At 69.2% G+C, this 13094-nt stretch carries 14 protein-coding genes; 3 read left to right on the top strand and 11 right to left on the bottom strand.

What is annotated here, in order from left to right; genetic code table 11:
* Positions 1-4: 4 nt before the first annotated feature.
* The 3 genes from C6569_RS11090 to C6569_RS11080 form a co-directional block, all read right to left on the bottom strand.
* Positions 5-1462, bottom strand: a complete 1458-nt coding sequence (locus C6569_RS11090) for a hypothetical protein (protein WP_106748908.1) — start codon at positions 1460-1462, stop codon at positions 5-7.
* Positions 1463-1469: 7 nt separating this feature from the next.
* Positions 1470-3446 (bottom strand): potassium transporter Kup, encoded by a 1977-nt coding sequence (locus C6569_RS11085; RefSeq protein WP_106748907.1) that lies wholly within the window; start codon positions 3444-3446, stop codon positions 1470-1472.
* 224 nt (positions 3447-3670) lie between these two features.
* Complete coding sequence (locus tag C6569_RS11080; protein WP_181313717.1) at positions 3671-4606, bottom strand: DUF2865 domain-containing protein; 936 nt, start codon at positions 4604-4606, stop codon at positions 3671-3673.
* Positions 4607-5202: 596 nt separating this feature from the next.
* Between C6569_RS11080 and C6569_RS11075 the strand changes: the two genes are divergently transcribed.
* Entirely contained in the window at positions 5203-5811 is a 609-nt protein-coding gene (locus C6569_RS11075; RefSeq protein ID WP_106748905.1) for a TetR/AcrR family transcriptional regulator, read from the top strand.
* A 120-nt stretch (positions 5812-5931) separates the two neighbouring features.
* The gene (locus C6569_RS11070; protein WP_106748904.1) at positions 5932-6354 is read left to right on the top strand and encodes a DUF2852 domain-containing protein; all 423 of its coding nucleotides are present in this window, start codon (positions 5932-5934) and stop codon (positions 6352-6354) included.
* 4 nt (positions 6355-6358) lie between these two features.
* On the opposite strand, the gene C6569_RS11065 is transcribed toward C6569_RS11070, so the two are convergent.
* The 4 genes from C6569_RS11065 to C6569_RS11050 all read right to left on the bottom strand — a co-directional run bounded on the left by C6569_RS11065 (position 6359) and on the right by C6569_RS11050 (position 8371).
* A complete protein-coding gene (locus C6569_RS11065; protein WP_106748903.1) occupies positions 6359-6916 on the bottom strand; it encodes a hypothetical protein in 558 nt (185 codons plus the stop codon).
* Positions 6913-7149, bottom strand: coding sequence for a DUF2798 domain-containing protein (locus C6569_RS11060; protein ID WP_106748902.1), 237 nt, complete (start codon positions 7147-7149; stop codon positions 6913-6915). The genes C6569_RS11065 and C6569_RS11060 overlap by 4 nt, the downstream gene beginning before the upstream one ends.
* A gap of 67 nt (positions 7150-7216) precedes the next feature.
* Complete coding sequence (locus C6569_RS11055) at positions 7217-7579, bottom strand: PilZ domain-containing protein (RefSeq protein WP_106748901.1); 363 nt, start codon at positions 7577-7579, stop codon at positions 7217-7219.
* Positions 7580-7633: 54 nt separating this feature from the next.
* A complete protein-coding gene (locus C6569_RS11050) occupies positions 7634-8371 on the bottom strand; it encodes an aspartate/glutamate racemase family protein (protein ID WP_106748900.1) in 738 nt (245 codons plus the stop codon).
* A 102-nt stretch (positions 8372-8473) separates the two neighbouring features.
* On the opposite strand from C6569_RS11050, the gene C6569_RS11045 reads away from it, so the two are divergent.
* On the top strand, positions 8474-9211 hold the full coding sequence (locus C6569_RS11045; RefSeq protein WP_106748899.1) for a hypothetical protein: 738 nt from the start codon (positions 8474-8476) through the stop codon (positions 9209-9211).
* Here C6569_RS11045 and C6569_RS11040 read toward each other — a convergent pair.
* From C6569_RS11040 to C6569_RS11025, 4 genes are read right to left on the bottom strand one after another with little or no spacing between them, the layout of a single operon-like run.
* Positions 9208-10203, bottom strand: coding sequence for an ABC transporter ATP-binding protein (locus C6569_RS11040; protein ID WP_106748898.1), 996 nt, complete (start codon positions 10201-10203; stop codon positions 9208-9210). The genes C6569_RS11045 and C6569_RS11040 overlap by 4 nt on opposite strands.
* A 9-nt stretch (positions 10204-10212) precedes the next feature.
* Positions 10213-11220 (bottom strand): ABC transporter ATP-binding protein, encoded by a 1008-nt coding sequence (locus C6569_RS11035; protein WP_106748897.1) that lies wholly within the window; start codon positions 11218-11220, stop codon positions 10213-10215.
* Positions 11217-12119 carry an ABC transporter permease gene (locus tag C6569_RS11030; protein ID WP_106748896.1) on the bottom strand — a complete coding sequence of 301 codons (903 nt, stop codon included), beginning with the start codon at positions 12117-12119 and terminating at the stop codon, positions 11217-11219. Before C6569_RS11030 ends, C6569_RS11035 begins: the two co-directional genes overlap by 4 nt.
* 4 nt (positions 12120-12123) lie before the next feature.
* Entirely contained in the window at positions 12124-13077 is a 954-nt protein-coding gene (locus tag C6569_RS11025; RefSeq protein WP_106748895.1) for an ABC transporter permease, read from the bottom strand.
* Positions 13078-13094 lie beyond the last annotated feature (17 nt).

Genomic DNA, 13094 nt, shown 5'->3' with positions numbered 1-13094 from the left:
CCGCTCAGCGGGTGCGGCCCGCAACGGCCGTGCCGGCCGTCTCAATGGAGCAGATATAACGCTTCAGCAGGTCGACGCGGATCGCCGGCACCAGGCTGCGCGCGGTGTCCATCGCGCCGAGGGTCGCGCAGGTAATCGGCGTGAAGGTGTCCGCCGGCATGACCATGATGAAATCGCGCGCCGGCCCCCGATTGATCGCCGACTGATAGGCCAGGCTCCAGGTCCAGGCGACCGGCCAGCCGCGCCCGCCAGCCTCTGCCTGCCCATCCACCCGCGAACCGTCGGCCATGAGCAGCGACACGCCGCGCGGCAGTGTCGACGCGGCAGGCGGCGGGCCGGCCAGCGCCTGTTCGAGAGCTCGCCAGTGGGTGAGGAACCGGCCCGCCTCGGCCACATGCCCGAGCGCCGAGACGCAGACGATCACGGCGACGTTCAGCGAAACGACGTAGCGGTTGCGGGAGATCCACGCCTCGGCGCGCCGCACGAGGGCGGGCTGGATGTCCTCGGCGAGACGCCAGACCAGCATCGTGCCGAGGGCGCCCGCGAGGCCGACGAAGACGATGGTGCGGGCGATATAGCGGCGCAGGACGTGGACGTCGCCCGGCCAGAGCCACAGCACGACCGCGGCCGCCATGGAGACCGCGGCGACCACCGCGATGCCGGAGCGGCGGGTGCGGGGGGCGACGACGAGGATCAGCCCCTGAAGCAGCACCAGGGCGATGACGACGGTCAGCGAGATGTTGTTGAGGAGGTTGTCGGGGCTCAGGAAATTCAGCGCGTTCTCGTGCACGGTGCGCTGGATCTCGGCATTGGGAATGGCGATCGTCGCCTTCACCACCAGGGGCGGCAGGCTCACGGCCGCGAGCACGGCCAGGAACCGCGTCTCGCGGTGGACGAGATAGCCGTTCAGCAGCACGAGGGCCACGAGAGGCACGGCCGCCTCGTGGACGAAGTTGGTGACGAGCGCGAAGGCGAACAGGACGGGGGTCCGCACGTTCCCCCGGCGCGTGGCATAGGCGAGCAGCGGCCAGATCATCGCGTGGGCGAGCCACATCTCCGTCGGGAAGAAGGTGACGCTGAAGGCGAGGACGATGGTGGAGACGGCACAGGCGAAGGAGAGCCGCGAGCCCTTGTCCTCGAGGAGGCGCGTGGCGACGAGGCCGGCCAGGGGAACGGCGGCCATGATCAGGGCGTAGAGCCCCGTCGCGGCGCCGGCATGGCCGGTGGCGCGGGCGATCAGCCAGGGCGGGACGATGGTGAGGGCGAAGGCGGTCAGGCGGTTGGGATAGCTCGCCCAGGCGAGGGTCCAGGGATCGGGCGAGAGAATGCTGAGCACGAAGAAGCTGCCGTCGGCGAAGCCTACCGTGCCGAAGAGCGGGTAGACGACGATCAGCGCCGCCGACAGCGCCATGGCCAGCACGATGGTGGCCGACCTGCAGGCCCTGAGGTCGTCATCGGTCATGCGGGGATCAGATGGTCACCTGGGTGCCGACCTCCACCACGCGGCCGGTCGGCAGGTGGAAATAGTCGGAGGCGGAATTGGCGTTCACCGCCATGCCGATGAAGATGTAGTCCTGCCAGAGCGGCATGCCGAGCTTGCCGGAGGCCTTCAGGTGCCGGCGCGACAGGAAGAACGAGGTCGACATCATGTCGAACTTCAGGCCGAACTTCTTGCAGGCGATGAGCGCCTTCGGCACGTGCGGCGTCTCCATGTAGCCGAAGCGAACGGTCAGCCGCGAGAAGCGGTCGTTGATCTTCTCGAAGGAGATGCGCTCGCCGTCGGGCAGGCGCGGGGTGTCGACGCTCTTCACGGCGAGGAAGACGTTGTGCTCGTGCAGCACCTTGTTGTGCTTGAGGTTGTGCAGGAGCGAGGCGGGCGCATAGGCCTGATCGGAGGTGAGGAAGACGGCTGTGCCGGCGACCTGGTGCGGCGGGCGCTTGTCGAAGCTCTTGAGGAGGTCGACCAGCGGCACCTCGATGCGCCGCGTCTTGTCGGCGAGGATGGCGGTGCCTTTCCGCCAGGTCAGCATGAGGAACATGATGACCGCGCCGATCACCAGCGGCACCCAGCCGCCGTCCACCAGCTTGAGGAGGTTTGCGCCGAAGAAGATGAGGTGGATGACGATGAGCGGCACCATGACGACCACGGCCAGGACGATGTTCCACCGCCACAGGCGGCGCACGACGAACCAGGCGAGAACCGCGGTGATGAACATGGTGGCGGTGACGGCGATGCCGTAGGCGGAGGCCAGGCTCGACGAGTTCTTGAACAGGAGCACCAGCGTCAGGACGCCGATGAGGAGGCCCCAGTTCACCGCCGGCATGTAGATCTGGCCGGAATGCTCCTCCGAGGTGTGGCGGATCGCCATGCGCGGCAGCAGGCCGAGCTGGATGGCCTGCCGCGACAGGGAGAAGGCGCCGGTGATCACCGCCTGGCTGGCGATGATGGTGGCGAGCGTCGCCAGCACGACCATGGGCAGGAGGGCCCAGGACGGCGCCAGCAGGTAGAAGGGATTGGTGAGCTTGGACGGGTCGGCGAGCACCATGGCGCCCTGGCCGAGATAGTTCAGCGTCAGGGCCGGAAAGACGAGGCAGAACCAGGCCCACTGAATCGGCTTGCGGCCGAAATGGCCCATGTCGGTGTAGAGGGCCTCGCCGCCGGTGACGGCGAGGAAGACCGCGCCGAGCGCCAGCAGGCCGATCGTGCCGTTGTTGGCGAGGAAGACGATGCCGTAATAGGGATTGAAGGCGTGGAAGACGCCGAGGTCGTCGGCGATGTGGATGGCTCCGACGATCGCCATGGCGAGGAACCAGACGATGCAGATCGGCCCGAAATAGCGGGCGACGCTGGCCGTCCCATGGCTCTGGACGGCGAAGAGCGCGACGATCACCACCACCGTGAGCGGCAGGATGTAGGGCTCGAAGACGGGCGTCACCAGCTTGAGGCCCTCGAGGGCGGACAGCACCGAGATGGCCGGCGTGATGGCGGCGTCGCCGTAGAACAGGGCCGCGCCCGCCATGCCGAGCAGGGCGACCACGTAGCTCGGTTTGCCGATGGCGCGCTGGGCGAGGGCGACCAGGGTGAGGATGCCGCCCTCGCCCTTGTCGTCGGCGCGCAGCAGCAGCAGCACGTATTTGCCGGTGATGATGAGGATCAGGGACCAGAGGATGAGCGACAGGACGCCGAGGACGACGTCGCGGCTCGGGGCGCCCGTAGCACCGTGCCCGGTCGCCGCCACCACGGCCTCGCGGAAGGCGTAGAGCGGGCTGGTGCCGATGTCGCCGTAGACGACGCCGACGGAGCCCACGAAAAGCCCCCAGAAGCTTGCCTGGGAATGAGCATGGCCGTGTTCGTTGCGCACCTGCCCCTGGGTCCGAGGGTCCTGAGCGGGACCGCCGTCGGCCTCAGCCGGCTTGGGGGCGCCGGCCGCCGTGTCATCTGCCATCGGATCGAACCCTTGGGGACGGTCTGGTTGGAGCTCCTGAGAGCGCGCGCTGAACCTGAGGCGGCGCCTTCTCTCTGCCGGCATCAATCAGGACGGCGCGCCGACCTCATCATGCGCCGGCGCAGCCGATCACCACGTACCCTCGGGGGTGCGGGACAGGAGGCCTCCGGCGGCACGCTTTTACTCCTCCGCCGGGGCCGGATCAATGGGGACGGCGGGAGGTGTCACCGCACCAGAGTGTCGCGCCTCAGGGTCATGTCGATGACGCGGACGGAGGGCCGGCCCTCGTTCACGGGAATGGAGACGGGTGTGGGAGCGGCGACGTCGCGCGATCCGCCACCGGCGATCCGCGCCGGCCGCGACAGCCGCGCCACGGGGGCCGAAATGCCGGTGTCGCCGGCCTGGATGCCCGCCTGGATCTCATCGACGCGGCGGCGAACGTCGGCCGGCAGCCGCCCGTAGGAGCGGGCCGCGACGAAGTCGCGCGGCTGGTAGGGGAAGCGCGAGGCGCCGCGGAAGACCTGGGCGCCAGTCTCGGTGACGACCACGTCGCCGGGGCGGAGGGTGACGTCGTGGGTGATGGGCAGGCGGGCGAGGCCGTTGGCGGCAGCGCCCTGGCAGGAGCAGGTCCGTTCCAGTCCCTGGCGGAAGCGGAAGGCGGTACGCAGGGCGGAATAGGTCTGGCCGCGGGCGTTGACGGCATCCTCGATGCTGCCCTGCCGGCTGACCGAATAGAGCGCCACCTCGGCGCCCGGACACATGGCGTTGCAGCTCTCCTGCTGCGCCTGTCGCGCCCCGCCGGAGGTCGCCGGGCCCATGGGGAAGAAGAAGCCGTCGCAGGTGCGCACGCAATAGGCGCGCGGTCCGCCGAGATTTTCGCCGGAGGCCGAGCGGCCCTGCTCAGACTGGCTCCTGAGGCCGCGCTCGCCCTCGCCGGGCCGCACGGTGATCTCCGGCACGTGGCCGCGGCTGCCGCCACCGAAGAGGGAGAAGAAGCCGAAGCCGCCGCCGCCACGGCTTTCCGGGGCAGCGCGTCGTCCGGTTTCGCCGCGGGCGATGGCGTAGAATTCGTCGCGGTCCTGGGCCGCTAGCGGACCGGCGATGCCGGCCGACAGAAGTGCGGCGCCGAGAAGCGCGATGCGGTGGAATCGAGAGGTCATCGGTCCAACCTCCGGCTGGGCCGCGCGCGGTCGACCGGCGAGGCCAGGACGGGGGACGACGGGCAGAGGCCCTCCGCCACCCGACGGGACGGCCGCACCGATAGCGGTATGATGTTGCGCGAACATGTCGCGGCCTCGGTGCCGCGCTGAAACAGGGCGGCGGCGAAGCTGCCGCCGACCGCGGCTCGCGCCCCGGCCGGGACGGGCCGGCAGACGGTCAGAATGCGCCGAAGAGAATAGCCCCCACGAAGGCGAATGCGGCGCACGCGTAGACGATGTTGACGTGACGCACGAGTTCCACGGCTGATCTCCCAAACAGGAACCGGGTTCCTCAAGCTAAGCAGGCTCGCCAGGGGCCGCCAAGAGGAATTTGAGGATATCCAGATGTCTTGGCGTGACGACGTCGGCACTGGTCGGTCTCCGGTTTGACGACACTGCGGAATTTCGCCCGATCAACGCCGCGCATCGGGTGAGGGTTCCTGACCCATCGGCGAGAGCCGGCCGCGCTCGGGGCCCGGTATCAGGGTCCCGCCAACCGTCGCGCGGTCGAATCGCCCTTGACGCGCGGCGGGCCAGATGTCACGCCATTTCACATCATGGCACGCACCCCCGACACCGAACTGTCCGAACGCCGTGGCTATCATCACGGCAACCTGCGCGAGGCTCTGCTGGAGGCGGCCCGCCGGCTGATCGCCGAGCGGGGGCCGGCCGGCTTCACCCTGTCGGACGCCGCCAAGCTGGCGGGCGTGTCCCCGGCGGCTCCCTATCGCCATTTCAAGGACCGCGAGGCCCTGCTGAAGGAGATCGCGGTCCAGGGTTTCCAGGCGCTGGGGCGGCGGCTCGAGGCCGCGGCACGGGCAGGAGGCCCCGACGGCTTTCTCGCCATGGGACGGGCCTATCTCGCCTTCGCGCGAGAGGAGCCGGCCTACTACGCCGCCATGTTCAATACCGGCCATCCCGGCGGCGGTGGGTCGGGAGACGATCCCGGTTTCAACGCCCTGCGGCAGGCGGTCGGTCGCGCTCTCGGCAGCTCCGACCCGCAGCGGGTGACGATGGCGGCGACCCTGGTCTTCGCCCTCACCCACGGGCTCGCCTCGCTCGCCGCGCCGGGGTCCATCGCCATGCCCGGGGGGCTGGACGATCCCGAGCGCATGCTCGACGTCGGCGTCCATGCCCTGCTGACGGGACTCGGCAAGGCTCCCTGAGGGCCGGCATCGCTGTTCCAGGCCGCCGTGACCTGCTGCTGCCGAAGGACATGTGAAAGGGCTTGACATATGGAGTGTGAATGATAATATATTTTACATTCACACTCATGGAGAGCGTCGATGACCTGCCTGAACCAAACCTCCCCGCGTCTGCCGGCCTTCCACGGCGGCTGGCGCGGTGCCGCCGAGCGGCGCTGGCACCCCGTGGAACTGGCGGCGATGATCGTCGGCTTCGTGCTGTTCTGGCCGATCGGCCTCGCCATCCTTGCCTGGAAGAAGTGGATGGGAAACGCGCCACGCGGACGCGGCCGTGGCCGCGACGGCATGCACGCCCTGGCCGGTCCCGCCGATACGGGCAACGTCGCCTTCGAGGACTATAAGCGCCAGGAACTGGAGCGACTGGAGGCGGAACGCCGCCGGCTCTTCGAGGCGCAGGACGAGTTCGCCGCCTATCTCGAGCGGTTGAAGCGCAGCCGCGACCGCGCCGAGTTCGACCAGTTCATGGCCGAGCGCGCCGCGACGCCCCGTCCGCCCGCAGCCTGACGGCTCAGGCGAGAGCCCGCATCATCGCGAAGATGAGACTGACGGCACCGCTGGCGACGGCGGTGCCGAATTTCATGGCTGAGACCCAGGGCAGGACCACCGCGACGTCTGCCACGCCTGAATAGGCGACGACGAGCAGGGCGTTCTCGCACAGATCGACCGCCGCATAGGCGAGGGGCAGGGCGAGGAGGAGGCGCTGCGTGCGCTCGTTGACCGGCACGTCGCGGGTGACGAGGCCCACCGCCAGCAGCAGCGCGGCCGTGACGGCGGCGACCAGCGGCAGGTCGAGCAGGAGGCCGGCGAGCGCCCGGCCGCGCAGCGACCAGATCACGTCGAGATAGTCGCGGAACTCGGCGGCGCTGTAGCCGCCGTGGCGGGTATCGGGCCGCAGCGGCCTCAGGCAGGCGAGCCCGTCGCAGGGCGCGGAGCGCAGCGCCGCCTCGATGGGGGCATGGACGAGGGCGCCGACGAGCCACAGCCCCAACACCGTGGCGAGGGCGAGGGCGAGGCGCGCCGGCGAGGCGTCGCGGGCGAGGGCTGCGGCGACGCCGAGCGGGGTCACAGGCCCTTCGCCTCCATCCAGACGATGATGCGGCCGGTCAGGGTTCGAGCGATGGGGATGGCGATATAGGCCGCGACCGCCGCGGCCGGCCAGGCGATGGCGAAGGCGGTCATCCAGCGGCGGAGATAGTCGGGCGGGAAACCGAGGTTCAGCCATGTGATGAGCGCCGTCATGAGGAAGGCCATGACGGCGGCCATGAGGATGGGCTGGATGATGGCGGCTTTGGGCGGCATGGCAGGCTCCGGAACGCTGGCGGATCAGTGCCGCCTGCCGCGCCGCGATGCAAGCGGGAGGCCGCCTTCAGTCCGACGATTGCTCGTTCAGGCGGCGCAGCAGCCGACGGTTTTGCTGCTCGAGGGTCTTGAGCTTGTCGGCCAGAGAGTCCGACCCGTTCGCCGCCGTCTCCACGAAGGCCACGCCGATCTCCGGCATCCGACGCCAGATGACGGCGCAGTCGAAGGTCTCGCCCTTCTGGGGGATCTTCAACTGGAAGTGATCGGGCAGGTCGTTTACCCCGCCGCAGTCCAGGCGCGCGCCTTTCGGCGTGAAATTGCGCACCGTGCACTCGGTCGAGCGCAGTCCTCCGGGGAACAGGATCGTTCCCTTCCAGAAGGTGCGTGAGCGCTGCAAGGCGCGACGCTCGGAGGCTTCGACGGTGGACACTGCGGGGGCAACCCCGTTGGAGGGACGCGACGGCGCCAGCCTAGGGGCCAGCGATTAACCGTCCGTTGATACCCCTGCGGAAGCAAAGCGTCCGCGATAGGCCTTGGGCCGCGGCGGGGCATAGCCGCCGGCCTTGGAGGTCTTCAGGCCGAGGGCATGGAGGCTCTCGGCGAGCTTCACGGCAGCCGCCACGCCGTCGATCACCGGCATCCCGTGTTCGGCGGAAAGGGCCGCCGCGAGGTCCGCCATGCCGGCGCAGCCCAGCACGATCGCCTCCGCCCGGTCCTCGTTCTTGGCGCGGGCGATCTCCGCCGAGATGCGGGCGCGGGCGTCCGAGGTGGGGTCCTCGAGTTCGAGGACCGGCACCTCGCAGGCGCGCACGCGGGCGCAGCGATGGGCGAAGCCGTATTTGTGGACGTTGTGCTCCAGCGCCGGCACCGACACGGCGAGGGTGGTGACGACGGTGAATTTCGTCGCCAGCAACGTCGCCATGTGCATGGCCGCCTCGCCGATGCCGACCACCGGCACCGCCATGAGCGAGCGCGCGGCATCGAGGCCCGTATCGTCGAAACAGGCGATGACGAAGGCGTCGGAAGCGGGCCGCGCCCGCATCTCCTCGAGCATGCCCGGGATGGACCAGACCTCGTCGTAATAGCCCTCGATCGAAGCCGGGCCACTATCCGGATTGACGGCCTCGATGACGGTGCCCGCCGCGGCGACGGCACGGGCCGCCTCGCCGATGGTGCGGGTCATGGAGGCGGTGGTGTTCGGATTGACGATGGTCAGGTGCATGGCGGGACGGTCAACGGCAGCGGCAGGGATGGGCGGGCCAAGTGTCGCATAGGCGGCACGACGCAATGAAGCGGAAACGCAGGCGCGCGAGAAATCCGGTCGATGACGATGGAGGCGGCCCTGGTGCGGCTCTTCGCGATGCTTGCATTTCTGATGCCGCTGGCTGCCGCCGGCGCGGCAAAGGCCGGCGAGGGCGACTGTTTCTCTGATGACTTCACCGCGGAGGCCGAACTCCAGGCGGCCGTCGTGCGCAACGACGGCACGCGGCTGAGCTATGTGAAAAATGCGCAGGATCAGGCGGGATGCCCGGCCGCCGGCGAGGCCTGCCGGGAAAGAGCCTATCTCGTCCCCGGCAATGCGATCATCGTCGCGAAACGCCATGAGGGGTTTCGCTGCGCCATTTATCTGGCGACAAACGGCCAGTCCCGGACCGGATGGCTGCCCGAGGCCGGGCTGATGACCTTGCCGCCGCCGCTGGCGCCCGACTGGAGCGGCCGGTGGCGTGCTGGTCGCGAGCAGTCGATCACCATCCGCCGAAACGGTGCCACCTGGGAGATCGATGGCGATGCCACTTATGGCGCGGGTGATCCGGAGCGGATGCGTCGCGGCAGCGTGAACATCGGAAGCCTGTCCGCCACCCTGCCGCGCAGCGACAGGGGCGGGCCGACGGCGGTCGCCTTCACCGAGGGGCCTGACCGGACACTGGCCTATGACGAGGGGGAGCCGACGGCCTGCCGCGTCAGGATGCAACTGGTCGGCCCCTGGCTCGTCGTGTCGGACAACCGCCAGTGCGGCGGCTTCAACGTCAGCTTTTCGGGCATCTACCGCAGGGGGCCCTAGGCGGCGACGGGCGCCGTCGCATCGGTCCTGAAGCAGCGCGCCTCGTGGCCGGCACCAACCGCCACCGGCTCTGGCGTCGCTTCCGAGCAGGCGGGGAGTGCCAGCTTGCAGCGCGGTGCGAAGGAGCAGCCGGGCGGCAGGTTGGCGAGGTCGGGCGGCGAGCCGGGAATGGCGTCGAGCCGCGTGCCCTTGGTCATGGCGTCGTGGGCGCGGCTCTTCAGGAGGCCGATCGTATAGGGGTGGCGCGGGTTGCGCAGGATGTCGCGGATCGGGCCGGTTTCGACGATGCGGCCGCCATACATGACGGCCACACGGTCGGCGACCTCGACGGCAACGCCGATGTCGTGGGTGACGAAGATGACGGCAATGCCGAACTCGCGCTGCAGCTCGCGGATCAGCAGCAGGATCTGGATCTGCACGGTGGCGTCAAGGGCGGTGGTCGGCTCGTCGGCGAGCAGTACCTTCGGATTGCAGGCGAGCGCCAGGGCGATCATCGCCCGCTGGCGCATGCCGCCGGACATCTCGTGGGGGTAGTTGTCGAGGCGCCGCTCGGGCGAAGGGATGCGCACACGCTCGAAGAGATCGAGCGCCCGCTTCTTCGCATCGGCCCAGGAGCCGCCGTCATGCTTGACGATGGTCTCGGCGATCTGGTGGCCGAGCGTATAGACCGGGTCGAGGGCGAGGGCCGGCTCCTGGAAGATCATCGAGACGTCGCGGCCGCGGAAGGCCTGCAGGTCCTTCGGGCCGAGCGCCAGCACGTCCCGGTTCGCCACCGTGATCGAACCCTCGACCTTCGTCCGCTTCTCCGGGTTGAGGCGGAGCATGGCGCGCAGCGTCACCGACTTGCCGGAGCCGGACTCGCCGAGGATGGCGAGGGTCTCGCCGCGGTCGAGGGCGAGGTCGACGCCGTTGATGGCGCGGATCGGCTTGGGGCCGCCGGTGAAGGTGACCTTGAGATTGCGGATGTCGACGAGGGGCGGGGTGGTCAGCATGTCATGCCCTCACGCGGCCGCGGCCGTCGGCGGCGCCATGGTGTGGCCGGAGCCGGGCTCGGAACGGAGGCAGGCGACGTCGTGCAGCGTCGCGGCGCGGGTCAGTACCGGCTCGCGCTGGGAGCAGACGCCCTCGGCAAACGTGCAGCGGGTGTGGAAGCGGCAGCCGGGCGGGGGATCGATGGGGTTCGGCGGATCGCCGAAGAGCGGCGCCTGCTCGGTGCGGTTGTCCGGGTCCATGGTCGGCATGGAGCGGGTCAGGGCGCCGGAATAGGGATGGAAGGGATCGTCGAAGATCGCCTCGGAGGGGCCGATCTCGGCGACCTTGCCGAGATACATGACCATGACCCGGTCCGACATGTAGCGGACGACGTGGAGGTCGTGGGAGATGAAGATGTAGGTGAGCTTGAACTCCTCCTTGAGGTCGAGGAGGAGGTTGAGCACCTGCGCCTCCACCGACTTGTCGAGGGCGGAGACCGCCTCGTCGAGGATGACGACCTTGGGCTGGAGCGCCAGCGCGCGGGCGATGTTGATGCGCTGGCGCTGACCGCCGGAGAGTTCGTGCGGATAGCGGCCGGCGAAACGCTGGGGCTCGAGGCCCACCTTGGCGAGGAGGTCGCGGGCGCGTTCGATGGCCTCGCGCTGCGGCACGCCGTGAACCTGCGGCCCGAAGGCGATGGAGCTCTCGATGGTGAGGCGCGGGTTGAGCGAGGCGTAGCTGTCCTGGAAGACCATCTGCACCTGACGGCGATACTCGGTCAGGGACAGGTCGGGCGAGCCGACCTTGGCGCCGTCGAAGAGGATCTCGCCGGCGGTGGGGTCCATCAGGTGCATGAGCAGGCGGGCGGTGGTGGACTTGCCGCAGCCGGATTCGCCGACGATGCCGAGGGTCTCGCCGTCGATGACGTCGAAGTCGATGCCGTCCACGGCACGCACCACCTTCTTCGGGCCGAAGAACCCGCCGGCGACGGGGAAGTGCTTGACGAGGCCGCGGACGGTGAGGAGGGGCAGGCTCATACCTTGACATCCATGGCGTTGCGCAGCCCGTCGGCGAGCACGTTGAAGGAGATCGAGGTGATGAAGATCATCACGCCGGGGAGGGCCGCGACCAGCGGCTGGTTGTAGATGGCCGTGCGCAGGGTGTTGAGCATCAGGCCCCATTCGGGCTCTGGCGGCCGCACGCCGAGGCCGAGGAAGGAGAGGCCGGAGGCGAGGATCATCGACACCGAGATGAGGCCGGTCGCATAGACGAAGATCGGGCCGAGCACGTTGCCGAGCACGTGGACGCGGATGATGGTGAGCGCATCGGCGCCGGAGGCGCGGGCGGCCTCGACGTAGTCGCGGTTGCGCACCTGCGTCGTCACCGCCTCCGCGACGCGGGCGATGGGCGGGATGAAGACCACGGTGAGCGAGACCAGCGCGTTCTGGATGCCGGCGCCGAGCGCCCCTGACAGCGCCACCGCGAGGAGCACCGAGGGGAAGGCATAGAAGACGTCGATGGTGCGCATCATGACCGTGTTGGTCTTGCCGCCGACATAGCCGGCGACGACGCCGATGAGGCTGCCCACCCCGAAGGCCATGAGCACCGGCGTGACGCCCATCATGAGAGAATAGCGGGCGCCGTAGATGAGCCGTGAGAGCATGTCGCGGCCGAGCTCGTCGGTGCCGAGCGGGAAGCCCGTCGTGCCGACGGGCCTGAGGCGGCGGATGGTGCGGCCGGCATAGGGGTCCATCGGCGCGATGAGCGGCGCGAAGACCGCCATCAGGATCAGCAGCAAAACGAGAATGCCCGCGGCGATGGCGAGCTTGTCCCGGCCGAAGCGCCTGATGACGCCGGACCAGTAGCCGGGGGAGCGCTCGATGGGCGCGACGGTCTTGGCCGGGTCCTGCGGCAGGAGCGAGGCGACGGAGGTCATCGGGTCAGCTCCTCTGGATGCGCGGATCGATGGCCGTCTGGATGACGTCCACGATGAGGTTGAGGAGGACGAAGAAGAGGGCGAGGACGAGGATCGTCCCCTGCAGCAGCGGCAGGTCGCGCTGGAAGATGGCGGCGTTGAGCAGGAAGCCGGTGCCGGGCCAGGAGAAGACCGTCTCGATCAGGATCGAGCCGCCGAGGAGATAGCCGAGCTGCAGGCCCATGACGGCGAGGGCGGTGGGGGCGGCGTTCTTCACCACATGGCCGAAGATGCCGAGCTCGGAGAGGCCCTTGGCGCGCAGCGCCGGCACGAAGTCCTGGGAGAGGATGTCGGCGACGAGGGCGCGGATGGTGCGCGCCACGATGCCCATGGGAATGACGCTCATGGTGACGGCGGGCAGGATCAGGTGGCGGAAATGGGCCCAGTCCGGCTGCCAGTCGGAGGAGCCGCCGGGGCCCGCGCCGGTGGGCGGCAGCCAGTTGAGCTGCACCGAGAACACGATGACCAGCACCATGCCGAGCCAGTAGTGCGGCACGGAGACGCCGATGACCGAGAGGATGGAGGCGATCTTGTCGACCGGGCTGTTGCGGAAATAGCCGGCGACGAAGCCGAACAGCAGCCCGAAGAAGAAGCCGATGAAGGTGGCGACCACCGACAGCAGCAGCGTGTTCTTCACCGCCCGCAGCACCTCGCTCGACACGGCGCGGCCAGTGGCGATGGAGGTGCCGAGATCGCCGTGCAGGGCGCGCCAGCACCACAGCAGGAACTGCTCGTAATAGGGCCGGTCGAAGCCGTAGGCCCGCATCATCTGCTGCTTGAGCTGCTCGGACGCATCCGGCGGCAGCACCGAGACGAGCGGGTCCCCCGGCGCGATATGCACCAGCGCGAAGCAGACGACCGACACGCCGATGACGATCGGGATCGTGTAGACGAGGCGTTTGCCCAGATAGGTCAGCATGCGGTGCGTCCTGCGGC

It is taken from the genome of Phreatobacter cathodiphilus (assembly GCF_003008515.1).
Taxonomy (GTDB): Bacteria; Pseudomonadota; Alphaproteobacteria; order Rhizobiales; family Phreatobacteraceae; genus Phreatobacter; species Phreatobacter cathodiphilus.
This window is presented reverse-complemented; position numbering and strand designations above follow the sequence as displayed.